The 23,176-nt window shown below is 39.3% G+C and carries 20 protein-coding genes; 5 read left to right on the top strand and 15 right to left on the bottom strand.

The window, feature by feature from the left end:
• Positions 1–39: 39 nt before the first annotated feature.
• Positions 40–2,865, top strand: coding sequence for an excinuclease ABC subunit UvrA (gene uvrA / locus PALI_RS13730; RefSeq protein ID WP_193156185.1), 2,826 nt, complete (start codon positions 40–42; stop codon positions 2,863–2,865).
• A gap of 157 nt (positions 2,866–3,022) precedes the next feature.
• Here uvrA and trpS read toward each other — a convergent pair whose 3' ends face one another.
• The 3 genes from trpS to rpe are packed head-to-tail and all read right to left on the bottom strand — an operon-like array spanning position 3,023 to position 5,408.
• On the bottom strand, positions 3,023–4,027 hold the full coding sequence (gene trpS / locus PALI_RS13725; protein ID WP_193156184.1) for a tryptophan--tRNA ligase: 1,005 nt from the start codon (positions 4,025–4,027) through the stop codon (positions 3,023–3,025).
• Positions 4,028–4,059: 32 nt separating this feature from the next.
• Positions 4,060–4,725: a phosphoglycolate phosphatase gene (locus PALI_RS13720; RefSeq protein WP_138584635.1), complete on the bottom strand. Its 666-nt coding sequence runs from the start codon at positions 4,723–4,725 to the stop codon at positions 4,060–4,062.
• Complete coding sequence (gene rpe / locus PALI_RS13715; protein ID WP_138584634.1) at positions 4,725–5,408, bottom strand: ribulose-phosphate 3-epimerase; 684 nt, start codon at positions 5,406–5,408, stop codon at positions 4,725–4,727. The genes PALI_RS13720 and rpe overlap by 1 nt, the downstream gene beginning before the upstream one ends.
• Before the next feature lie 215 nt (positions 5,409–5,623).
• On the opposite strand from rpe, the gene PALI_RS13710 reads away from it, so the two are divergent.
• Positions 5,624–5,905 carry a hypothetical protein gene (locus PALI_RS13710; RefSeq protein ID WP_138584633.1) on the top strand — a complete coding sequence of 94 codons (282 nt, stop codon included), beginning with the start codon at positions 5,624–5,626 and terminating at the stop codon, positions 5,903–5,905.
• Positions 5,905–6,090, top strand: coding sequence for a DUF2970 domain-containing protein (locus PALI_RS13705; protein WP_138584632.1), 186 nt, complete (start codon positions 5,905–5,907; stop codon positions 6,088–6,090). The genes PALI_RS13710 and PALI_RS13705 overlap by 1 nt, the downstream gene beginning before the upstream one ends.
• Here the strand turns inward: PALI_RS13705 and PALI_RS13700 are convergent.
• The 9 genes from PALI_RS13700 to PALI_RS13660 all read right to left on the bottom strand — a co-directional run bounded on the left by PALI_RS13700 (position 6,053) and on the right by PALI_RS13660 (position 14,963).
• On the bottom strand, positions 6,053–6,904 hold the full coding sequence (locus PALI_RS13700) for a Dam family site-specific DNA-(adenine-N6)-methyltransferase (protein WP_138584631.1): 852 nt from the start codon (positions 6,902–6,904) through the stop codon (positions 6,053–6,055). The two genes, PALI_RS13705 and PALI_RS13700, sit on opposite strands and share 38 nt — an antisense overlap.
• A 54-nt stretch (positions 6,905–6,958) precedes the next feature.
• Complete coding sequence (locus tag PALI_RS13695; RefSeq protein WP_193156183.1) at positions 6,959–8,314, bottom strand: SPOR domain-containing protein; 1,356 nt, start codon at positions 8,312–8,314, stop codon at positions 6,959–6,961.
• Positions 8,315–9,385, bottom strand: coding sequence for a 3-dehydroquinate synthase (gene aroB / locus PALI_RS13690; RefSeq protein ID WP_193156182.1), 1,071 nt, complete (start codon positions 9,383–9,385; stop codon positions 8,315–8,317).
• Positions 9,386–9,412: 27 nt separating this feature from the next.
• Positions 9,413–9,931: a shikimate kinase AroK gene (gene aroK, locus PALI_RS13685; RefSeq protein WP_006793103.1), complete on the bottom strand. Its 519-nt coding sequence runs from the start codon at positions 9,929–9,931 to the stop codon at positions 9,413–9,415.
• A gap of 184 nt (positions 9,932–10,115) precedes the next feature.
• Positions 10,116–12,209, bottom strand: coding sequence for a type IV pilus secretin PilQ (locus tag PALI_RS13680; protein WP_193156181.1), 2,094 nt, complete (start codon positions 12,207–12,209; stop codon positions 10,116–10,118).
• Complete coding sequence (locus PALI_RS13675; protein WP_138584628.1) at positions 12,196–12,732, bottom strand: pilus assembly protein PilP; 537 nt, start codon at positions 12,730–12,732, stop codon at positions 12,196–12,198. Before PALI_RS13675 ends, PALI_RS13680 begins: the two co-directional genes overlap by 14 nt.
• The gene (locus tag PALI_RS13670) at positions 12,729–13,334 is read right to left on the bottom strand and encodes a type IV pilus inner membrane component PilO (protein WP_077536199.1); all 606 of its coding nucleotides are present in this window, start codon (positions 13,332–13,334) and stop codon (positions 12,729–12,731) included. The genes PALI_RS13675 and PALI_RS13670 overlap by 4 nt, the downstream gene beginning before the upstream one ends.
• Complete coding sequence (locus PALI_RS13665; RefSeq protein WP_077536201.1) at positions 13,324–13,896, bottom strand: PilN domain-containing protein; 573 nt, start codon at positions 13,894–13,896, stop codon at positions 13,324–13,326. The genes PALI_RS13670 and PALI_RS13665 overlap by 11 nt, the downstream gene beginning before the upstream one ends.
• The gene (locus PALI_RS13660; RefSeq protein WP_077536202.1) at positions 13,884–14,963 is read right to left on the bottom strand and encodes a pilus assembly protein PilM; all 1,080 of its coding nucleotides are present in this window, start codon (positions 14,961–14,963) and stop codon (positions 13,884–13,886) included. Before PALI_RS13660 ends, PALI_RS13665 begins: the two co-directional genes overlap by 13 nt.
• A gap of 131 nt (positions 14,964–15,094) precedes the next feature.
• Between PALI_RS13660 and PALI_RS13655 the strand changes: the two genes are divergently transcribed.
• Entirely contained in the window at positions 15,095–17,596 is a 2,502-nt protein-coding gene (locus PALI_RS13655; protein WP_193156180.1) for a penicillin-binding protein 1A, read from the top strand.
• Positions 17,597–17,658: 62 nt separating this feature from the next.
• Here PALI_RS13655 and metL read toward each other — a convergent pair whose 3' ends face one another.
• Positions 17,659–20,004, bottom strand: coding sequence for a bifunctional aspartate kinase/homoserine dehydrogenase II (metL, locus tag PALI_RS13650; protein WP_193156367.1), 2,346 nt, complete (start codon positions 20,002–20,004; stop codon positions 17,659–17,661).
• A gap of 20 nt (positions 20,005–20,024) precedes the next feature.
• On the bottom strand, positions 20,025–21,272 hold the full coding sequence (gene metB, locus PALI_RS13645; RefSeq protein ID WP_193156179.1) for a cystathionine gamma-synthase: 1,248 nt from the start codon (positions 21,270–21,272) through the stop codon (positions 20,025–20,027).
• A 198-nt stretch (positions 21,273–21,470) separates the two neighbouring features.
• Between metB and metJ the strand changes: the two genes are divergently transcribed.
• Positions 21,471–21,791 carry a met regulon transcriptional regulator MetJ gene (metJ, locus tag PALI_RS13640; protein ID WP_077536207.1) on the top strand — a complete coding sequence of 107 codons (321 nt, stop codon included), beginning with the start codon at positions 21,471–21,473 and terminating at the stop codon, positions 21,789–21,791.
• A gap of 117 nt (positions 21,792–21,908) precedes the next feature.
• On the opposite strand, the gene PALI_RS13635 is transcribed toward metJ, so the two are convergent.
• Positions 21,909–23,150 (bottom strand): malic enzyme-like NAD(P)-binding protein, encoded by a 1,242-nt coding sequence (locus tag PALI_RS13635; protein WP_193156178.1) that lies wholly within the window; start codon positions 23,148–23,150, stop codon positions 21,909–21,911.
• Between the last annotated feature and the right edge of the window lie 26 nt (positions 23,151–23,176).

The following is a 23,176-nucleotide window of genomic DNA, read 5'->3' as shown; positions in this document are numbered from 1 at the left end:
CGATACTGAGTAAATAATTTTGGTAATAAACGAGATAGCATGGAAAACATTGAAGTCCGAGGCGCCCGCACGCACAATTTAAAAGACATCAGCCTAACCATCCCACGTGATAAATTAATAGTTATTACTGGCCTATCTGGTTCGGGGAAGTCATCACTTGCATTTGATACACTTTATGCAGAAGGGCAACGCCGGTATGTTGAATCACTCTCTGCGTATGCAAGGCAATTTTTATCGCTTATGGAAAAGCCTGATGTCGATCACATCGAAGGCCTCTCTCCTGCCATTTCTATTGAGCAAAAATCAACGTCTCATAATCCACGCTCAACCGTGGGTACTATTACCGAAATTTACGATTATTTACGACTCATGTTTGCCCGCGTTGGCGAACCACGATGTCCTACACATGATTTACCACTTGCTGCGCAAACAGTGAGCCAAATGGTCGATAGCGTTTTGGCACTGCCTGAAGGCAGTAAATTAATGCTGCTTGCGCCTATAGTAAAAGAGCGTAAAGGTGAGCATGTTAAGTTATTAGAACAGCTATCAAGCCAAGGTTACATTCGCGCCCGTATAGATGGTGAAGTATGTGACTTATCTGATCCACCAACCCTTGAGCTTCATAAAAAACATACCATTGAAGTGGTTGTAGACCGTTTTAAAGTAAAAGATGGCTTACAACAACGCCTAGCAGAATCGTTCGAAACCGCACTTGAAATGTCTAATGGCGTTGCACATGTAGCATATATGGATGATAGCAGCGCTGAAGAAATTCTATTTTCAGCAAATTTTGCCTGCCCTACTTGTGGCTATGCAATGACTGAACTAGAACCGCGTTTGTTTTCGTTTAACAACCCTGCTGGTGCGTGCCAAACCTGTGATGGTTTAGGTGTACGCCAATATTTTGATCCTAATCGTGTAGTGCACAATCCTGAGCTCAGCCTTGCTGGCGGTGCAATTAAAGGCTGGGATAAACGCAGCTTTTATTACTATCAAATGCTACAAGCCGTTGCGGATCATTATAGTTTTGATTTAGATGTGCCTTATCAAGATTTAGACAGCGACTCGAAAAAAATTATTTTAGATGGCTCTGGTAGCACTAAAATTGCGTTTAATTACCGTAACGACCGTGGCGATTTAATTACGCGTAACCATGAGTTTGAAGGCGTTTTAAACAACATGAATCGTCGCTACCGCGAGACCGAGTCAAACTCTGTACGCGAAGAACTTGCTAAATACCAAACAAGCCAAGCGTGCCCTAGCTGTCATGGTTCACGTTTACGCGAAGAATCTCGAAATGTATTTATTGGGCAAACCAACTTACCTGCAATCACGTGCATGAGTATTGGTGAAGCCATGAGCTTTTTTGAAGGGTTAACACTCACCGGACAAAAAGGCCAAATTGCTGAAAAAATATTAAAAGAAATTCGCGACCGTTTATCGTTTTTAATTAATGTTGGCCTAAATTACTTATCACTTGAGCGAAGCGCCGACACTCTATCGGGCGGTGAAGCACAGCGTATCCGCTTAGCGAGCCAAATTGGTGCTGGCCTTGTAGGCGTAATGTACGTACTAGATGAACCATCTATTGGATTACACCAACGCGATAACGACCGCTTATTACAAACACTGGTCCATTTGCGCGACTTAGGTAACACCGTTATTGTGGTAGAGCACGATGAAGATGCTATTCGTGCCGCTGACCATATTATTGATATTGGCCCAGGCGCGGGCGTTCATGGTGGGCATATTATTGCTCAAGGTACACGCGACGATATTTTAGCAAGCAAAGAGTCTGTTACGGGCCAATTTTTATCAGGCGTACGTAAAATAGAAATACCAAAAGAACGCCACCCAACGAACGAAAAATGGCTAGAGCTATTTGGCGCTACAGGGAACAACCTCAAAAGTGTGGATTTAAAAATTCCATTTGGTTTAATGACCTGTGTTACCGGTGTATCAGGCTCGGGCAAATCAACGCTAATAAACGACACTTTATTTAAACTTGCTCATACAGAGCTAAATGGCGCAACCACTGCCGAAGCTGCACCGTATAAATCAATTAGTGGTTTGGATCATTTTGATAAAGTAATCGATATAGATCAAAGCCCAATTGGTCGTACTCCGCGTTCAAACCCGGCAACCTACACTGGTATATTTACCGGTATTCGCGAGTTATTTGCAGGTACGCAAGAAGCGCGCTCACGTGGCTACAAAGTAGGCCGCTTTAGCTTTAACGTTAAAGGCGGACGCTGTGAAGCGTGCCAAGGCGACGGCTTAATTAAAGTTGAAATGCACTTTTTACCTGATGTATATGTACCGTGTGACGTATGTAAGAGTAAGCGCTATAACCGCGAAACACTCGAAGTACAATACAAAGGTAAAAACATACACCAAGTGCTTGAGATGACTGTTGAAGACGCCCATGATTACTTTGATAAAATACCGGCTATTGCCCGTAAGCTTAAAACGCTGATGGACGTTGGTTTGTCGTATGTCCGTTTAGGTCAAGCCGCTACTACTCTCTCTGGTGGTGAGGCGCAACGTGTAAAATTAGCGCGCGAGCTATCAAAGCGTGATACCGGTAAAACACTCTATATATTGGACGAGCCAACAACAGGCTTACACTTTGCTGATATTGAACAGCTGCTTGTTGTGCTTCATCGCTTGCGCGATCACGGCAATACAATTGTGGTTATTGAGCACAATCTTGATGTTATTAAAACAGCAGACTGGGTTATCGATTTAGGACCTGAAGGCGGTGCTGGCGGTGGTGAAATACTCATTGCAGGTACACCAGAAGAAGTAGCCGAATGTGAGCGTTCACATACAGGACATTACTTAAAACCTCTCTTAAGTAAATAGAGGTTTTACTTACCATAAAGAAAGTCGGTGTTGAGTACTCTAGAGTTATAAAGTGGCGGGCAAATAAGCTTCTATATAAATATAATTCTATTAATCCGTATCATATAAAAAATGCCGCTTAATAAAGCGGCATTTTTTGTTTTTAAACTTATATAATTTAACCGCGAGGTATAAAACCAAGCGCATCGTATACCGACTTCAGTGTTTTCTCAGCGTGTACACTGGCTTTTTCAGCACCTGATTTCATTATGCTATCAAGTAGGTTTTGATCTTCTCTGATCTCTTTAAAACGTGCTTGAATCGGCTCAATCATGTTGACAACTGCATCAGCTGTATCTTTCTTTAAGTGGCCATACATTTTATCTTCATACTCAGGCACTAAGTCTTCAATTGAGCGCTTAGTTGCAACACTCAATAAAGTAAGCAAGTTTGACACACCTGGCTTTTCTGCGCGATCGAAGTAAATGCGCGCTTGCTCATCTGAATCAGTTACTGCTTTTTTAAGCTTTTTCACAATTTGTTTAGGCTCATCTAATAACATGATGTAACCATTTGGGTTTTCGTCAGACTTAGACATCTTTTTAAGTGGATCTTGCAAGCTCATTACGCGTGCACCAAACTGTGGAATGTACGGCTCTGGTAATTTAAATACGTCACCGTATAAATTATTAAAGCGTGTTGCTATATCGCGAGTCAGCTCTAAATGCTGCTTTTGATCATCCCCTACAGGTACTTGGTCAGCTTGGTATAATAAAATATCCGCCGCTTGCAATACTGGGTATGAAAATAAGCCCACGTTTACATTATTTGCATGCTTAGATGACTTATCTTTAAACTGAGTCATTCGATTAAGCTCGCCCATCTGCGCGTAACAATTTAATACCCACGCTAACTGTGCGTGCTCAGGTACTTGCGACTGTACAAATAACGCAGATTTTTCAGGATCAATGCCACATGCCGCGTATAGAGCAATACCATCCAACACACGAGAGCGCAGTAATTCAGGCTCTTGGCGAACCGTAATAGCGTGTAAGTCTACTAACATAAAGAAACTTTCGTGGTCTTCCTGTAACTTTAGCCACTGGTTAATAGCGCCAACATAGTTGCCTATTGTCATACCACCGGTTGGCTGAATGCCGCTTAAAACTACTGGTTTACTCATGATTTTCCTTTATTTTGCTTAATGAATAATATTTAACGCTGTGTTAGAACAGGTATTATATCTAAGAAGTTATCGCATAGGTACTGCGGATTATAATCCTCAAGATTTTCGCCTTGATTATAGCCGTAACTAAGTGCAATTACGTCTATATTAGCGGCTTTAGCGGCGAGTATATCGCTTTTTGAATCGCCTATCATTATGGCTTTATTGGGTTCAACATTTAGCTTTTTGCAAGCAAAAAGCAATGGTTCCGGCGATGGTTTTTTTGCCATATCATCACCGCAAATAATCACATCAAAGTGGCTTGTTAGCGCTAGTTTATCAAGTAGCTTTTCTGTAAATATACGGGCTTTATTTGTAATTAACGCTTTTGGCATACCACGAAGTGCCGCAAGGCCTGTTTCTACATGTTGGTACAATAAGCTGTATTCACCAACTTGATGCTCATAGTGCATATGAAACTGCGTTGTTGCTTTGCTACTTAGTGCTTCATCTAAATGTTCGCTAACTTGCATATCACCGCTTAAAGCGCGTTTTACTAGTACTTCAATACCATTACCTACCCAGCTTTCAACTAAGCGCTGACTAACAATAGGAAAAGCGAGTTCACTCAAGGTAAGATTAAGGGCAATGTATAAATCATAAACGCTATCAACCAAGGTTCCATCTAAATCAAATAAAGCGACATCGTACTTCATTATTTAACACTTCCGAGCTGCTCACGCATTTGATCTATCACCTCTTTGTAATCTGGTTGATTAAAAATAGCAGAACCCGCAACAAACATATCTGCACCCGCAGCTGCTGCAGCTGCAATGTTATCAACTTTAATGCCACCATCCACCTCCAAACGAATTTCACGACCTGATTCAACAATTCGTTGTTTAGTTTGGCGTAGTTTTTCAAGCGTGTGAGGTATAAAACTTTGCCCGCCAAATCCGGGGTTTACCGACATAAGTAAAATGACATCAAGTTTATCAATAACATGATCCAAATAACTTAAGCTGGTTGCAGGGTTAAACACTAAGCCCGCTTTACAACCATGATCTTTTATTAGCTGGATGGTGCGATCAACATGCTCACTCGCTTCTGGATGAAACGTAATAATTGAGGCACCCGCTTGTGCAAACTGGGGAATAAGGCTGTCGACTGGTTTCACCATTAAATGTACGTCGATGGGTGCTGTAATACCGTAATCTCTAAGTGCTTTACATACCATAGGGCCAATAGTTAGATTAGGTACATAATGATTATCCATTACATCAAAGTGCACCACATCGGCACCGGCTGCCAAGACTTTGTCGACGTCTTCACCTAGTTTTGCAAAATCAGCAGAGAGAATTGAAGGGGCTATCAAGTATTTTTGTTCTGGAGTAAACATAGTAAATCCATCAATGAATCATTTATTCCATAATGTAACTTAATTTGTGATGTTACCCAAGTTACTACAACAAAATAGTCGTAGCTTTAAAGTTAATTATTTAAAAGTTAAGTTATTATTTTATATAATTATTACCTATATTCAGTTAAATTTAAGTTTGTTATTTAATCAATTTTTGTTATGCTTAAAAAAGTAACAAATTATTAGGTTATATTATGCGGGCTTTTAAAATTGGGATATTAATTGCATCGGCAATACTATTTATTGGGGCGTTTAGTTTTGCTTCAGATAGCGAGCAAGAACTTAGCTCTGTAAATAGCTGCCAACATCAAAAAACTGTAAATGCATGTATCAAAATAGAAGATGACTCATCTTGGTTTTCTTGGGTTACCGGTGATAGCCGAAGCGCTCAGTTTCATTACCTTGATTTGTTAGAACTACTTACCAGCAACGAAGACTCTAAAAACACCTCATCTTTAAAGCCATTGTTTAAATAATGCTGCATTTTTTTAGCGCGATACAGAGTGTGTTAGCAGCATTTTTTGGTGTTCAATCTGAAAATAAGCGCCAAACAGATTTCAAACAACACTCCCTATTTTCAATTGCAATAATCGCTATTGTTTTCTTTATTCTATTTGTTGTCGCTATTTATGCCGTGGTCGTTCTGGTGTTAAATACATAGCCATCAGCTCATTGACTTTATTACGAGATCCCCCTTTAGGACTAATAGTACGTTTTACTTGAATTTGCTCAAGCGATGCTTGGCTGTAAATTTTACGAGTCCAGACGGTATCGTGATTCGAAATAAGTACGGGGGTATTATTTTCAAATGCAGCTTGTTCAGCTAAATTAGCTAAATTAGCTTGATCATCTAAATTGAACCCGCCTTTAGCATAAGATGTAAACGACGCTGTTTTGCTTAATGGTACATAGGGTGGATCGCAATATATAACGGCATTTTCGGGCACCAGTTTAAACACATCATCGTAACCTAAACACGTAAAGGTAGCTTGCTGCGCTTTTTCGGCAAAGAAATACATTTCTTTTTCAGGAAAATAAGGCTTTTTATATTTTCCAAAAGGTACATTAAAAATACCTTTTAAGTTATATCGACAAAGGCCATTATAACCAAAACGGTTCATGTATAAGAACAGCATTGATCGCTCATAAACATCGCGGCTTTGATTGAACTGCACACGATACTCATAGTAAGCGTCGGGGTGATTATTTAAATCTACAAATAGCTTTTTAGCATCACTGATAAACTCATCAGGAGAGTCTCTCAGTTCTTTATATAAGTTGATTAAATCAGCATTAATATCATTAAGAATATAGTGTTTAAAATTGCTATTTAAAAAAACTGAGCCCGCGCCAACAAAAGGTTCAACCAAAGTATCAGCATGCTTAGTTGCTTGCTTTAATCGCGCGTTAATATCATCAACTAGACTGTATTTTCCGCCGGCCCATTTAAGGAAGGCTCTACTCTTTTGCTGCATTGGGCTCTTTACTTCAATTCGGTGTTGCAAGATTTTACACTAAAGTCGTTTAATTTACTGATCTAGTAATGCAATTTCTTGTTTTATTTTATTAATTCTTTTATAGAAAGGCTTATTCTTTAAAATACCTATTGGCAAATTTTTCATCGCTAAGGTCGCATCACTTAAATTTTCGAAACTGCCGTATGTTATTACCCACCAAGCTTTATTATTTCTTTTTGTTTGATAAATATGCACCGTATTCTGTAGCTTATATTGAGCAATAAATTGAACACTCACTTGCTGCTGCGTAACTGCTAATAACTGAATAACAATATTAGCTTCTGGTTGCTTGAGGTACCATTGTTTTTCACTTTCGGGCTGACTAGTCTTATTAGTAATTTGTTTGCTGACTTTTGCAAGCGGTTCAATAACAGGAGTCGATTCTCTATCATTGCTAGCGACAATATCAATGCTCTCTTTAGGCTTTGTGAGGCTTTGCATTATTGCCGGCACATCATTATGAAGTGGTTTACGCTCAGCAATGCTTGGCTCAGCAATTACTTCGTCAGCACCAAAGGTAGAGCTGTTTGGTGTAGATAAAGCGCTTTTTACATTATCTTTTTCTAGCGACGATTCGGTAATCTGCTTTACAGAAATTGCTGTGGTACTAACCTCAACCTGCTCTTGCTGATAGTATTGTTGCCACCATTGAGTCATGTCTGATTTATATAAAAAACCTATAATTAAAAACATGATGATCAACATCAAAATAAGCAAATGCAAACGCCAAGATACCTTGTCTTTTACAACAACATCGGCAACGTGATCATTAGCTTGCCATGCGAGTAATAAACTTGGGTTTCCGTGTGCCTCAGTTAAAAACGCTTGAAATACGGGATCTTCATCATAAGGAAGGTCCTTAAAATACCATCCCATTAATTGCTTACTCTCACTCAGCGTTAGCGGCTCTAAATAAATTTCTACCGCATTATTCAAAGGTAACTTTGATGATGATGCAAGCATGATGTACAAAGTACTCGGGCTATTTTTTGCAAGTAATTCTAATTCAGACAAAAATTCTTCAGATAGATTTCGGCCGCCATCAAGCACCCATAAGCAGGGACCACAAGATTGCTGTTGTGATAGCTGGAAAAAATTTTCAGATAAAGTTAAGTTATGATCAACTAAAGGGGTCTTAAAACTTTGCTCCAACAAATTACTCATTAATTGAGTGTCAGTCATTTTTGCACTTGTCTGCACAAAAACTTTATTAAACTCGGTATATTTGTCAGTAATGAAAGTTTCGAGCATATAGCTTTTACCGAGCCCTGAAGTGCCCAATAAAACAATGAGGTTTTGCCCATATTCAAATTGCAGTGCGATTCTATCCACCAAAGCAGCACGGCTTGGTAAAATTTGTAGCTGCATTTATTGCTCGATTAAGTCTCGAACTTGGTCGTCAGATACATCATCAACTAATGCACATTGGCCAAATTGGGTGGGTAAAATAAAACGAATCGTTCCTTTTTTATTCTTTTTATCTTTACGCATGTGCGTTAGAAATTGCTCGCTTGTCATTTTTGTAGGTATTTTGGTAGGTAAGTTATACTGTGCAATCACATCAATAATACGTGTTACTTCGTCCACACTTAAATCTTCACGCGCATTCGCCAGCTTAGCCGCAAGTACCATCCCAGTAGCAACAGCTTCTCCGTGTAACCAAACACCGTACCCCATTTGCGCTTCAATCGCATGAGCAAATGTGTGGCCTAAGTTGAGTAGTGCTCGTAAACCATGTTCTTTTTCATCTTGAGCAACAATTAATGCTTTAATTTCACAACACCTAAAAATAATATGTTGCAAACAAACTTCATCTAATTGCTGTAAATCTGTCACATGTTGCTCTAAATAACTAAATAGATCGGTGTCGTAAATCAAACCATATTTAATTACTTCAGCCATACCAGCAGCAAACTCTCTGGCAGGTAACGTATGTAGTGATTGTGTATCGATAAAAACAGCTTGTGGCTGATAAAACGCCCCTATCATATTTTTACCTAGAGGATGATTTACAGCGGTTTTACCACCTACTGATGAATCAACTTGCGATAATAACGTTGTGGGTATTTGAATAAACGGCACACCGCGCTGATAACATGCAGCGACAAAGCCCGTTAAATCACCAACAACACCACCGCCCAATGCAATTAAGCACGTATCTCGGCCGCAATTGTTTTGAAGTAAAAAGGCAGATATTTTTTCAAACCATTCTAATGATTTATACTGTTCGCCATCAGGAATGATAAAAGAAAGTGGATTTAGCTCAGCTAATGAATCAAGTAGCTTTTGTAAATATAAAGGCGCTATTGTGTCATTAGTAATGATGATAGGCCGACAATCACCAATGTGGTGGACTAGGCGGCCATTATCTTGAAGTGCAGATTTACCAATGTATATAGGGTAACTTCGCTCGTCCAAATTAACAGTTAATTCAAGCATGCTCCGTTATTCCTTTATTATTAGTTTTTAAAAATCTAGTTTCTCGATGATTTGGTTAGCAACAACTTTAGCGCTTTGCTCATCAGTGCGTACAACAAAATCTGCCACTTCTTTATATAACGGTTCGCGTTCTTCTGCTAAGCGCTCTAATACATCACGAGGTGCTTCTTCTGTTTGCAGTAACGGGCGACGCTTGTCGCGTTGTGTGCGTGCAACTTGTTTTTCAATCGGTGTCTCTAGGTATACAACGATACCTCGAGCCGAAAGCTTGTTTCGAACTTCTTTACTCATTACTGAACCACCACCGGTAGCAAGTACAATACCTTGCATTTCCGTTAAGTCGCCAATAACAGATTCTTCACGAAGTCTAAAGCCTTCTTCACCTTCAAGATCAAACACCCATGCAATATCTGCACCTGTTCGGCGTTCGATTTCTTGATCAGAATCAACAAATTCAAGGTGTAATTGATCGGCAATGTGACGACCAATTGTGCTTTTTCCAGCCCCCATGGGGCCAATTAGAAATATATTACGTTTCTCAGCCATATCTTTTAGTACAAACGAACTCTAAAATTTGAAATAAAACCCCGCCTAACGACCTGGCCCCAAAATTAAGGAGGGGATTATCTCAGTAATTGCAGGAGCATTTCAAGTCAATTAGCATAAAAAGCTATATAACGAGCAATTAATCTAAATAATTACCCGTTGGTTAACAAAAAACTATCTTATTTTAATCAATTTGTATTTTTGGAGTCACGAAAATCAGTAATTCACGTTTTTCGTTAAACTCACTGGTACTCTTAAACAACCTTCCTAAGTATGGAATATCGCCTAAAATTGGTACTTTTTTAGTCGAATTTATAATTTGTTGCTGAAAAATCCCACCAAGTACGACTGTTTGGCCATTTTCAACAAGCACTTGTGTTTCTATTTGTTGAGTATCAATAGCAACAGCTGGACCAGTTCCAGTTTGAACTGTATCCCCTCGTGTATCTTGAGTGATAATTAAATCTAAAATGACTTTATTGTCAGGTGTAATATGTGGTGTTACTTGCAAACTTAACACTGCTTTTTTAAAGCTCACCGTTGTCGCACCACTTGAAGCCGATTCAACGTAAGGGATTTCAGTCCCCTGCTCTATACGTGCCTGTTGTTGATTTGCTGTAGTGATACGAGGACTCGCGATAATTTCGCCTTTATTTTCTTCCTCAAGTGCAGTTAACTCTAAATCAATCAATGTCCCATTGGCAAGCTTCGCAATATGCATACCTATACTTGCTGACGGATTTGCAACGGGTAAGTTTACATTTAATCTATCTGATATAGCTGGGATAACACCATTAGAAATTGTGTTAGCCCCTTCCAATGTGCCCGATATACCATCACTACCTTGCTGATCACTAAAGCCCAAAATCACACCTAAGTCTTCTTTTACGTTATCGCGCACTGTGACCATGCGGGCTTCTATTACAACCTGCTTAACTGCTATATCGAGGGTTTCGACCATCCGGCGCACACTTTCAATGCTTTTTGCGGTGTCCTTTATCAATAATGTATTCGTGCGCTTATCAACAGAAACACTTCCCCGTTGAGTGATGATACTATTGGTATCTGTTTTTAGTAGATCGGCAAACTCCTCAGCTTTAGCATAATTTAGACGAATATACTCGCTATATAGCGGCTCTAAATTTTCAACATCTTGCTTTGCCTTTAAATCTTTTGCCTCTCGCGCCGCTAGTTCCTCTGAGGGAGCAACCATTAATATAGAGCCATCCATGCGCTTATCAAGCCCTTTAATACGAAGCACTACATCAAGCGCCTGATCCCATGGCACACCATCTAATCGTAGCGTAATATTGCCTGTCACTGAGTCACTGGTCACTAAATTAAAGTTATTGTAACCTGCTATAATTTGTAACACAGCTCGAACAGAAATATCTTGAAAATTTAAGGTCATTGGGCGACCTTGATACTCTTTACCACCATCTAAATAAGCATTTTGAGCATCGTCTTTTTCTACTGTTAATGTAAAAATATTATCTATTTGTTGATAAGTGAAAGTGAATGCTGCATTTGGCTCAATAACTATTTGGGTTAGACCCTCTTTTTTGAATGTTTCTATTTTACTAACAATCGTTCCAAAATCGAGCACGTCTAGCTCATACAGTAAATCATCTAAAATATCAGTATGGTGAAAGTCAGCGATAATTTTACCGCCACTTTCATGTACCTCTATTGCCGCTTGAGTATCTTGTAAAAAAACAAGCACCTTCGCTTCACCTTTTTCACCTCGACGGAAATCTATCGATTGAACGCGGTTAATATAATTACCCGCTATTTCTTGAGAGTTAGTATTTTCACCTTCAACAATATGCTCTGTTAATGGATTATCAGAAACCCGTAAAGAAACAAGATTGTTATGGATTTGTGTTTCATAAATTTTCAAACGCTCAAGATTGACGATAACTTTTAAGCCATTACTTGTTAGCGCGCTAGTAACACTCTTGATGCCCGCTTGATTAACCGGTACATTTTCTAATCCCTCCTCCAAGTGAGCAGCACTGAATAACATTTCTATACGTGCCGGATTATTAAAAACTTGGATTTTAGGCTCTTGAATTAATTCTTCGTCAAATACCAGCTGTAACTCAGTTTCACCTTTAAGCAGTGGGTTATAACGAACATCATAAAGTAACGGTGTTGCGATAGCGGAGTTAGCTGTAAACACACTCACGATAACAAATAAAATTATCGAGATGCGGTTAAGCCAAGGAACATCCTTATGCATGCTGTTTTTACCTTTTTTCTTATTAATTTGCGCCATCAATTGCCGCCTCTAACATTTCCAATTTCGTCAGGCGCTCTTTCCAACAACCAGACCCATCAGGGATTAATTCTACAAGCTCTATATAGTCATTCGTTACTAATCTTACCTTTCCATCATAACTGCCTAAATGGTTGCCAACGGTTACCCGGTGCAAAGTGGCGTCAGCAGCAGTAATAAGTGCCCATACTTGTTCAGCTGATCCGATTGTGCCTTTCATTGCCAAATTATCCAACGGGTATTTTTCCAGCACTTCGCGTGTACGCTCTGGATCTGGATGCAAACAGTTTTTAATTTGTGTTAGTTTATTTTGAATAATCTCTGGTTGCGGTGCTACAAAAGGGCTTCGCAATTGTTTTGCGTTATATTCAAAATGTTCAAATTTTAATAATTCAGGAATTGAGTCAACTTTAGGCGTTGTACTCGCTTTAACTTGGTCAATAAATTCTTTTTGCTCAGATATGTCATCGTTACACCCGCATAGCACAAGGGCCAGTACTGAAGTTAAAAACAAGCGCTTCATTTTTGCAGACCTTCTTCATAACGATATGTTTTTGCCACTACGCTAAATGTTAACTGTTTTTCACCTGATGATGAAATAGAAAAGTCGTGCAAACTAACAATACGGGGGAGTTGCGCTACTTTACCGACAAATTCACCAAACTCATGATAGGTTCCTACCACTTCTATCTTTATTGGTAATTCAGTATAGAATTCTTTTTCAACTTCAGGTAACCACCCTATTTTTAAGAATGTTAAGCCACTAGTTGTTCCTACATACGACAAATCATCTAATAAACCAGGGGTTTCATTTGAAGTAGGTAAGCGCTTTAATAATTTAGAAAATTTATCTTCCATTTCAAGCATTTGTTGACGATAAATATCAAGTTTACTGCCCACTGCATACTTTGTACGGTAAGTCGTTCGTAACTCAACTTCTTTTGCAACAGCATTGTGATAACTATTAATTTCATCAGAAACCAATAAGCTATAGCTAAAAAACAACACAAGGCTCGCAATAAATGTGCAGCAAATGGCCTTAACTGCGATAGGCCATTCACTGATGTTATCAAGCTCTATTTCATTCCAATCAATATCATTAAGTGCTTTAAAATCAAGGTTCATTGTTAACTTCACCAATTTTATTGAATGGTTTTACATAAAATTCCATATTAAAGTCACTCAGTAGGCTCGATGATTTATTACCAGCAACAATACCTTGCATTGATGGTCGTTCTAATAGGTATGAGCTTTGCACTTGGCGAAGCATAGTCGACAAACGATTATTAGATTCGCTACGCCCTAAAACATGAATTTGGTTACCTCTGCGCTCTAGCTTTGTAAAGTAAACGCCCGCTGGGACAATTTTTGCCACCTCATCCATGATTTGAGTCCCTAAATTACGACTACTTTGTAGCTCTTCTATTAAACGCATTCTTTGTTGTAAGTTCTCTTTTTTCTTATCTAAGTCTCTAATATCAGTGATTCTTTTATCAAGTTTGTTAATCTCTGCACTGAGATAACTATTCTTTAAATTTTGCCCATCTTTTAAAGCTCCATAAAATGAACTCAACAAATACATGCTCGCAAAACATACAATGACAATGGCAATTAAAATGGTGACAAATTTCTTCTTCGACTCTTGGCGCTGTTCCTCACGCCAAGGCAGTAAATTTATATGTGGCACGATGAAAACCCTCTCAATGCCAATCCTGTAGCAATTGCAAATTGCGTTTTATGTCGCTGCATTACATTACGATCAACCTTAGGAGATATTTCCATATTATCAAAAGGTTCAACAACCACAGAGTGGATACCCAGCTCTTCAATTAACAGACGATCGACTCCCTTAATCATGGCAGTACCTCCTGTTAAAACAATATAATCAACTTGATCTTTACCGCTGGTTGTTAAAAACATTTGCACGGCTCTGCGTACTTGTTGAAGTAACGATGTCTGAAATGGCGCAAGTACTTCGAAAGTATAATTTGGAGGCAAATCGCCCGTTGTTTTGCCAATTTCAGCTTCATCAAAACCTTTATTATAATAAGCAACAATGCTGTTTGTATATTGATCGCCGCCAAACATTTGATCTCGGGTGTATATAGTCTCTCCTGCTTGCACAATACTTACAAGCATAAGCACCGCGCCAATATCAACAACAGCTACGCATTTATTAAATGCATCACTAGGTAGTTGCTGATAATAAACATCCATTGAGCGACTAAGCGCGTAACTTTCTACGTCTACAACCTTCGCTTCTAAATTTGCAACCTCAAGCGCACCAACACGGGCTTCCACACTTTCTGTCCGCGCAGCTGAAAGTAGTACGTTCATCTTACTTGGATCGGCTTCGTTTATTGAGAGCTTTTCAAAATCAAGATTTACTTCATCGAGGGGGTAAGGAATTAAGCTGTCTGCTTCAATTTCTATTTGCGACTCCAATTCAGCATCGGTTAATGACACATCCATAAAAATCACTTTTGTGATAACAGTTTGGCCTGAAACAGCAACAGCGGCAAATTTTAACGATCTTGGTAGTTTTCTTTTCAACTTAATAATTACATTGCCAATCGCTTCAATATCTTGAATGGCGCGTTCACTCATTGCACCTTTTGGCATTGGCTCAATGGCAAGCGCCTCTAGCCGAAATCCAGTTTCAATTTCACTTAAAAGTACCGCCTTAATGGAATGCGATCCAATATCAATTCCGACCATCATAGTCGACGGTTTTTGAAATAGTTGACTTAGCATGTTTGCAACTTGACCTTTGTTTTAATAATAAACAAGTTATAATTTTTATCTGAAAAAATATTATTCATTTTTTAATCAATATATACTAGCAGTCTCCATGCATAATTGGGAGTCAATTTAGGGAAATATAAGTGATTTTATTAAAACGAACTTTACAATTTTTTATCATTTGCACGTTACTTGGACTGATCACTTTAATCAGCCTTTATTATTACGTTAAATCGGATATCCCTAGCGTTCAAGTTTTGAAAGACGTGCAACTGCAAACCCCCATGCAAGTATTCACTAAAGATGGGCTTTTAATAAATCAATTTGGCGAAAAACGACGTATTCCCGTTACTATAAACGAAATACCAACACCTTTAATCAATGCTTTTTTAGCAACAGAAGATAATCGGTTTTACAGCCACATTGGTATAGATCCTATCGGAATAGTACGCTCGGCGTTAGTACTTATTTCTACTGGTGAGAAAAAACAAGGTGCTAGTACAATAACAATGCAATTAGCGCGTAACTTTTTCCTTACCCGCGAAAAAGCGTATATCCGTAAAGTTAAAGAAATATTTATTGCGCTACATATAGAAAATATATTAACAAAAGATGAAATCCTTGAACTTTATCTAAACAAAATAGAATTAGGCAATCGTGCATTTGGTATTGGTGCCGCCGCACAAGTGTATTACGGAAAAGAATTAAAAGATTTAACACTTGCACAAATGGCAATGATCGCAGGTTTACCTAAAGCACCGTCAGCACTCAATCCTATTCGTAACCCCACACGTGCAAAGTCTCGTCGTAATGTAGTACTTGGCCGCATGCTGACAGAAAAGTACATAACGCAGTCCGAATATAATGACGCAACAAATCAACCTATAACCGCTTATTTTCATGGGGCAGAAATTGATTTATATGCACCTTATATATCTGAGATGGTACGTGCAGAGATGGTTGCCCGTTACGGAATTGATAAAGCGTATAATTCTGGCTATAAAATTTTTACAACGGTTGAATCTAAAGTACAACAAGCAGCACAAACAGCACTGATCAATAATTTGCACAACTATGATATGCGACATGGCTTTAGAGGCCCTGTAAAGGTGTTGTGGGAGCAAGAAACTCAATCAGTACTTAGCAAATCACAAATTATTAATGAGCTACAAAACGTACAAGAACTAGGCTCTCTAAAAATCGCGGTTGTAGTTGCTGTTAATGAAAAAACAGCTGATGTTATTCTCAAAAATGGTACGCAAAGCACACTTACTTGGGATAATTTAAAATGGGCGCGTAAATACATTACGCGTTACCGCCAGAGCTTTGCACCAAAAGCGGCGACCGACATCCTAGCACCAGGTATGCAAATATGGCTTCGTAAAAATAATGACGACAGTTATTTGCTAAGCCAAATACCTGAGCCATCAAGTGCGATTGTATCGCTCAATCCTCAAGACGGACGCATTAAAGCAATTGTAGGTGGTTACAGTTTTGAGCAGAGCCAATATAACCGAGCGGTGCAAGCTAAACGCCAAGTGGGTTCAAACATTAAACCTTTCATTTATTCGGCAGCGCTTGAAAAGGGTTACACCTTAGCGTCTATATTAAATGATGCGCCTATAAATTTATGGGATAAGGGGCAAGGCGTAGCATGGCGCCCAGAAAACAGCCCCGCTATTTATAATGGACCGATTCGTATTCGCCGCGCTTTAGCACAATCTAAAAACGTTATTTCCGTACGTTTGCTTCGTGGTGTAGGGCTGCAACGTACCGCCGATCACTTACTAAAATTTGGCTTTAAAGATGAAGATATAAACCGCAGTGAATCATTAGCACTAGGTAGTGCATCAATAACTCCACTTGAACTAGCCCGTGGTATGAGTGCATTTGCCAATGGTGGGCACCTAATAGAACCTTATTTTATCTCTGAAATTCAAGACCCCTACGGCAATATATTATTTAAAACAAACCCTGTTGTTGTATGCGATGAAGAAATGAATAAAGCAACAACTATCCCTACTAACTTTACAACTCAAAATAATGAGAATGAAACTAACCAAATCACACAATGTGCGCCACGTATTATTTCTAAGCAAAATGCATTTTTAATTGCTGACGCTATGCACAGTGGTATTTGGGGCGGAGGTAGTTGGGCGCAAAAAACTGGCTGGAGCGGTACGGGGTGGCGTGCTCAAGCATTAGATCGCCGCGATCTTTCTGGCAAAACAGGCACGACTAATAACTCCGTTGATACTTGGTTTAGTGGATTTAATAAAAATGCGCTAACCTCTGTTTGGGTTGGCTTTGACAACCCTGGAAACCCTTTAGGTCGTTCAACATACAATAATAATCTTGATAGTAGTCAAATATCAGGAGCTGAGTCTGGAGCAAAAACAGCTCAACCAGCATGGATTGAATTCATGAAAGCCGCACTTGAGGGCGTACCAGAGGCGCCGATAGAGCCACCTGAAGGTCTTATTTCAATTCGAATTGATTTAGCGACTGGCTTGTTAAGCCATAAAAATGACTATACCAGCCGGTTTGAATACTTTGATAAAGGCACTGCACCAACGAAATACGTACTTTCGCAGCCAACTGATATTTTTGAAGAAGAGACTAAAACTGAAGAAGAGCTATTTTAGGTTACTTTCGCAAATAAACAGGCAGCTAATTTAGCTGCCTGTTTGCTTTTGACTATATGCTATCACTTTAAATTTTGCATCAGCCAATATAAATCTGAGTGAATGCCAGCTGCTGTAACTTCCTTTCCAGCACCTGGACCCTGAATAACTAACGCGTTATCGCTGTACCATTGACTGTTAATTACAAATATATTGTCGCCAGGTGTTAAGTTCGCCAAAGCATTGCCTTTTGCTACATAACTGATACCAACCTTCGCGGTTACTTTACCTTGATTTATTTCTAATAACCCCGTGTAACGAAGAACTGAATTCTCTAATTGCGCTTTATGGGCATGCGCTTTTATAAATTCATCTAACTGATCTTTTTGATCAATAAAATCATTCCAACTACCTTGAGCCAGCTCATCGGGCATAAGTGCCGATAACGCTATATCGTCAAGGTCTAATTTAATGCCCAGCTCACGCGCTAAAATCAGCAACTTGCGCTGCATATCTCGACCCGATAAATCCTCTCTAGGGTCAGGCTCTGTAAAGCCCATATTTTGTGCTTCGAGCACTAAATCAGAAAATGCTTTTGAACCATCATATTTACTACATAACCACGATAATGTCCCTGAGAAAACACCTTCTATGCGCGTAATTTTGTCGCCACTATTTTGTAAATCAGCGAGTGCAAAGTTAATTGGTAAACCAGCTCCAACACTTGTGTTATAGCGCCAATGCAAGTTTTTTTCTGTAATGCTTTTACACAGTGATTCATACCAAATAGTTGGAGCTGTTCCTGCATATTTATTAGCGCTAATTAAATGGCAATTGCGTTCAACAAGATCAGTATATAACGCACTAAATTTTTCACTGGCGGTTATATCAACAACTACTTTATGCTCATAATCTAGCTCATTGATCGCGCTCAATAAATCATGTTCATTGTAGTTATTTGCTTCATGTTGCCATTGAGTTTTCCATTGTACTGTATTGATACCACTGGCATTAAATAGCATCTGTGTCGAGCGCACTAACCCCACAAGTTTGACGCTAAAGTTATCCGATAAACGATCGAGTTGAGTAGATAGCTGCTCAATAAATACTTCACCGACATTACCCAGCCCTGCCACTATCAGCGCAACTTCTTGCCCTTTATTAATAAGCTTATCGTGTAATATACTTAAAATATCACTATCAATTAATTGATCTGTCAGTAGTAATACATAGCCATCACCTTGATGTACAAAACGAGGCTGAATACTTTGTAGGTTGAGTAAATCAAGGGCATGTAAAGCTAACGTATTTACGTCCTGCTCAGGAGCTAAAACCGCACAACCATTTAAATTCGATTCACTAATATTCGCTCTGCCAGCGAAGTAGCTTACTACCTGATACGTTGAAGCTGCTGGTACCACTAAATACGTATCTCCATTTTGACTAAAATGATGAAGGCTGTGCTGAATAAGCTGGCTAACATGAGTAACCTCACCTTCACTCAGACCTTCAATAACTAATAAATCGACATTCTGTAAGGTTGTTATAAAACGCTTTTGTTTTACACAGCCTTCTTTAACTATATCGGTTTGGCTGGCTTGTACATCGTAACTACTGCGCACAGCAAGTTTTATGTCGGTATTTTTAAGTGGGGATAGTGTTTTTGCATGCAAAACAGGATTGCCTAATCTGGCTAGCAAATTCGCTTGCCCGCGACACACTTTTGCGTACTTAATCGCTTTATTTACTTTACGGGGATCGGCGCTAAATATACCTTGCGTATCAGTCCAGATACTTACGTGCTTTGCATTACAGTAACTTGCTAATAAAGTCGCGCTGTAATCGCTGCCATTACGCCCAAGCGTTACGGTATCACCAAGGCTGTTGGACGCAATGAACCCAGTGACGACATTAATTTTATTACTGGCAATTAACTCACTACATTGTTGAATATTTTGCGCATGTAATAATTGCCCGTCATTTAAGATAAACAGATTTCTGGCATCTTGCAGGCAAGCTTCAACATTAAGCTGCTGTAAATAAGCGGCCAATAAACGCGCCGACCATAATTCCCCATGAGCAAGCAATGCAGATTCTTGTAACTGTCCATTTTGAGCAAGCTCAGCGATTAAATTTAACTCTTCGTTTAATGTATGTAATGCATTGCGCTTAACATCTGCGCGCAGTAATTGTTCAATTAAATCACCTTGATGATTACTCAACTGCAACACAATATCAGCAACAGCTTGCGTGTCTTTTTGTTGATAGCTTTGCCACAAAGTTACTAAGGTATCGGTTGTTTTACCTGATGCCGACACAACCACACAATCACCTAGTTGAGTGTGCCCTAAAATAATTTTTGCCACACTTTGATAACGTTCGGCCGACCCTAAGCTCGAACCGCCAAATTTATGTACACAGTTAACCATATTGTACCAATCCATTTTAATCACCAAAGTGCCGGATGAGCAGCACTTAATTTAACATTGTTATTAGAAACGCCAGCCCTTTTCCCTGCGTGACTTTCGTTCTTTTTATACCCTGGTTTAACAAGATTAAATACGCGATCAAAGTCTGCAAGTAAATCATGTATATCTTCAATACCAACCGAAATACGGATAAGCGTATCGCCCACCCCCGCTTCTAAGCGTGCTTCTTCTTCCATTCCTGCATGAGTCATTGTCGCAGGGTGGCAAATTAGACTCTCCACTCCCCCTAATGACTCAGCTAAACTAAACTCTTTTAAGCTTGTTAAAAATGCAGCCGCATCGTGTATGTCGCCTTTAATATCAAAGCTAACCATGCCACCAAAACCAAGCTGCTGTGCTTTCGCTAATTCATGTTGAGGATGCGACTCAAGACCTGGATAATAAACTTGGCTAACAAACTCAGATTCTTCAAGATACTTAGCAATTGCTAATGCGTTTTCTTGGTGCTGTTTTAAACGGATATTTAAGGTACGCAAACCTCGTAATGTTAAGTAGCTATCAAAAGGTGCCCCTGTAATACCAATATTATTTGCCCACCAAGCAAGTTCATCACCCAGTGCTTGTGTTGCGGTTATGACTGCACCACCAACAACATCCGAATGGCCATTGATATACTTAGTTGTAGAGTGCACGACAATGTCTACTCCAAATTTAATTGGGTTTTGTAATGCTGGTGACAAAAATGTGTTATCTGCTGCAACCAATGCACCGCATTGTTTTGCAATTTCAGTGACCGCTTTAATATCAGTTAAACGTAATACTGGGTTACTGGGTGTTTCTATCCAAATTAATTTTGGTTTAATCTCTAATATTTGATCAAGGCTCTGTTGTTTAGTTAAGTCTAAAACTTTAAGTTTTAATAAGCCGCGCTTTTGTAATGAAGTAAATAAACGATAACTACCACCGTAACAGTCGTGTGGGATCACCAATGTATCGTCGTGATTAAGTAGCTGCGTAGCTAAATGCACAGCAGCCATGCCTGTAGCTGTAATAATGCCACGCGCCCCACCTTCGAGCTCTGCAAGCGTTTCAGCTAAAATATCACGATTAGGATTACCGCTACGGCCGTAATCATATTGGCGCTTAGTATCAAAATCAGCAAACGAATACGTTGTCGACAAATAGAGTGGAGCCACCACTGCACCATGCTGTTTATCAGCCTCTATACCGCTACGCACTGCAATAGTTGCTTTATTTTTTCCACTCATACTTGTCACCTAATTAATTTGGATGTTTAGACGTCTAAAAGAGTAGTTTATTCAATTTAAGAAGTCAAAACATTTAAACCGCTAGATGGCTAAATAACAAGTATTTGACTATCTTTTTTAAATCGATAGAATTTCACGCATATTCACACGCTTTTATCTTGTGTGAGCAATTAATAATCTGAGGCAACGATACATCTTATGGCTAAATGGAATGGTGAGTATATTCACCCATACGCAGAACACGGTAAAAAATCAGAACAAGTTAAAAAGATCACCGTTTCGATCCCACTAAATGTATTAAAAGTATTAACTGATGAACGTACACGTCGTCAAATTAGTAACCTACGCCATGCGACAAACAGTGAACTATTATGCGAAGCTTTTTTACATGCATTTACAGGCCAACCTTTACCTAATGACGACGATTTACGTAAAGATAATGCCGAAAAAGTACCTGAAGAAGTGAAAAAAATAATGCAAGAAATGGGGCTTGAAGTACCTGTTTTAAATGAAGATTAAGCGTTTAAAAAACATAAAAAACCTCAGTAATTACTGAGGTTTTTTTATAACTGAATTTTACTGCATATTTTACTGCATACTTTACTGCATACTTTACTGCATACTTTACTGCATACTTTACTGCATATAGTTTTCAGGTAGCTCAATACGCGCTACACCCGACTCAACAGCAGCAAGAGCAACCGCTCTTGCTATACGTGGAAGTAAACGTGGGTCCATCGGCTTTGGAATAATATAATGAGCGCCAAATTCTAACTTATCTACACCTGCGGCTTTTAATACTTCAGCCGGTACAGGCTCTTTAGCAATACTGCGAATAGCTTCTACTGCGGCTATTTTCATTTCGTCGTTTATCGCGCTTGCACGAACATCAAGTGCGCCACGGAAAATAAACGGGAAACATAAAACATTGTTAACCTGATTAGGGTAATCAGAGCGCCCTGTTGCCATAATTAAATCGCTACGTGCGCTGTGTGCGAGTGCAGGATCTATTTCAGGATCTGGGTTTGAGCACGCAAACACAACCGGCTTATCAGCCATTAACTTTAAATCTTCAGCACCTAATAAATTAGGTCCCGATACACCAACAAATACATCTGCGTCTGCAATTACATCTTGCAACGTACGTTTATCGGTATTATTGGCAAACAATTGCTTGTACTCATTTAAATCATCACGGCGTGTGTGAATAACCCCTTTGCGATCTAACATATAGATATGCTCGCGTAGTGCACCACACTTAATTAGTAACTCCATACACGCAACAGCAGCGGCACCGGCCCCTAAACAAACAATAGTCGCATCTTCAATTGACTTTCCCTGTACCTCAAGCGCATTAAGCATACCTGCTGCGGTAACAATGGCGGTGCCGTGTTGATCGTCATGAAAAACTGGAATGCTACAGCGCTCAATTAACGCTTTTTCGATTTCAAAACACTCTGGTGCTTTAATATCTTCGAGATTAATACCACCAAATGTATCTGCTATATTTGCAACTGTATTTATAAAGTCTTCGGTAGTACGGTGCTTAACTTCAATATCAATCGAATCTAGGCCTGCAAAACGCTTAAATAATAAAGCCTTGCCTTCCATTACGGGTTTAGATGCGAGTGGCCCTAAATTACCCAGACCTAAAATTGCAGTACCATTAGTAATGACCGCAACCATATTACCTTTACCGGTATATTTATAAGCATTTGCAGGATCAGCAGCAATTTCACGCACAGGTTCAGCAACACCTGGGCTATATGCTAGGGCTAAATCTTGAACCGTTTCGGCAGGCTTGGTTAGCTCAATGCTGATTTTTCCTGGAACGGGATGAGAATGGTAATGTAGTGCTTGTTCACGAAAGTCTGACATAACGCGATTGTATCCTGCAATTTAAG

It is taken from the genome of Pseudoalteromonas aliena SW19 (genome assembly GCF_014905615.1).
GTDB lineage: Bacteria > Pseudomonadota > Gammaproteobacteria > Enterobacterales > Alteromonadaceae > Pseudoalteromonas > Pseudoalteromonas aliena.
The sequence above is the reverse complement of the archived record's forward strand: the minus strand, read 5'-3'. Positions and strand labels throughout refer to the sequence as shown.

Excerpts from the sequence above, each read along its gene's own strand:
- uvrA (WP_193156185.1), top strand. The coding sequence starts at position 40 with ATGGAAAACATTGAAGTCCGAGGCGCCCGCACGCACAATTTAAAAGAC.
- trpS (WP_193156184.1), bottom strand. The coding sequence starts at position 4,027 with ATGAGTAAACCAGTAGTTTTAAGCGGCATTCAGCCAACCGGTGGTATG.
- PALI_RS13720 (WP_138584635.1), bottom strand. The coding sequence starts at position 4,725 with ATGAAGTACGATGTCGCTTTATTTGATTTAGATGGAACCTTGGTTGAT.
- rpe (WP_138584634.1), bottom strand. The coding sequence starts at position 5,408 with ATGTTTACTCCAGAACAAAAATACTTGATAGCCCCTTCAATTCTCTCT.
- PALI_RS13710 (WP_138584633.1), top strand. The coding sequence starts at position 5,624 with ATGCGGGCTTTTAAAATTGGGATATTAATTGCATCGGCAATACTATTT.
- PALI_RS13705 (WP_138584632.1), top strand. The coding sequence starts at position 5,905 with ATGCTGCATTTTTTTAGCGCGATACAGAGTGTGTTAGCAGCATTTTTT.
- PALI_RS13700 (WP_138584631.1), bottom strand. The coding sequence starts at position 6,904 with ATGCAGCAAAAGAGTAGAGCCTTCCTTAAATGGGCCGGCGGAAAATAC.
- PALI_RS13695 (WP_193156183.1), bottom strand. The coding sequence starts at position 8,314 with ATGCAGCTACAAATTTTACCAAGCCGTGCTGCTTTGGTGGATAGAATC.
- aroB (WP_193156182.1), bottom strand. The coding sequence starts at position 9,385 with ATGCTTGAATTAACTGTTAATTTGGACGAGCGAAGTTACCCTATATAC.
- aroK (WP_006793103.1), bottom strand. The coding sequence starts at position 9,931 with ATGGCTGAGAAACGTAATATATTTCTAATTGGCCCCATGGGGGCTGGA.
- PALI_RS13680 (WP_193156181.1), bottom strand. The coding sequence starts at position 12,209 with ATGGCGCAAATTAATAAGAAAAAAGGTAAAAACAGCATGCATAAGGAT.
- PALI_RS13675 (WP_138584628.1), bottom strand. The coding sequence starts at position 12,732 with ATGAAGCGCTTGTTTTTAACTTCAGTACTGGCCCTTGTGCTATGCGGG.
- PALI_RS13670 (WP_077536199.1), bottom strand. The coding sequence starts at position 13,334 with ATGAACCTTGATTTTAAAGCACTTAATGATATTGATTGGAATGAAATA.
- PALI_RS13660 (WP_077536202.1), bottom strand. The coding sequence starts at position 14,963 with ATGCTAAGTCAACTATTTCAAAAACCGTCGACTATGATGGTCGGAATT.
- metL (WP_193156367.1), bottom strand. The coding sequence starts at position 20,004 with ATGGTTAACTGTGTACATAAATTTGGCGGTTCGAGCTTAGGGTCGGCC.
- metB (WP_193156179.1), bottom strand. The coding sequence starts at position 21,272 with ATGAGTGGAAAAAATAAAGCAACTATTGCAGTGCGTAGCGGTATAGAG.
- metJ (WP_077536207.1), top strand. The coding sequence starts at position 21,471 with ATGGCTAAATGGAATGGTGAGTATATTCACCCATACGCAGAACACGGT.
- PALI_RS13635 (WP_193156178.1), bottom strand. The coding sequence starts at position 23,150 with ATGTCAGACTTTCGTGAACAAGCACTACATTACCATTCTCATCCCGTT.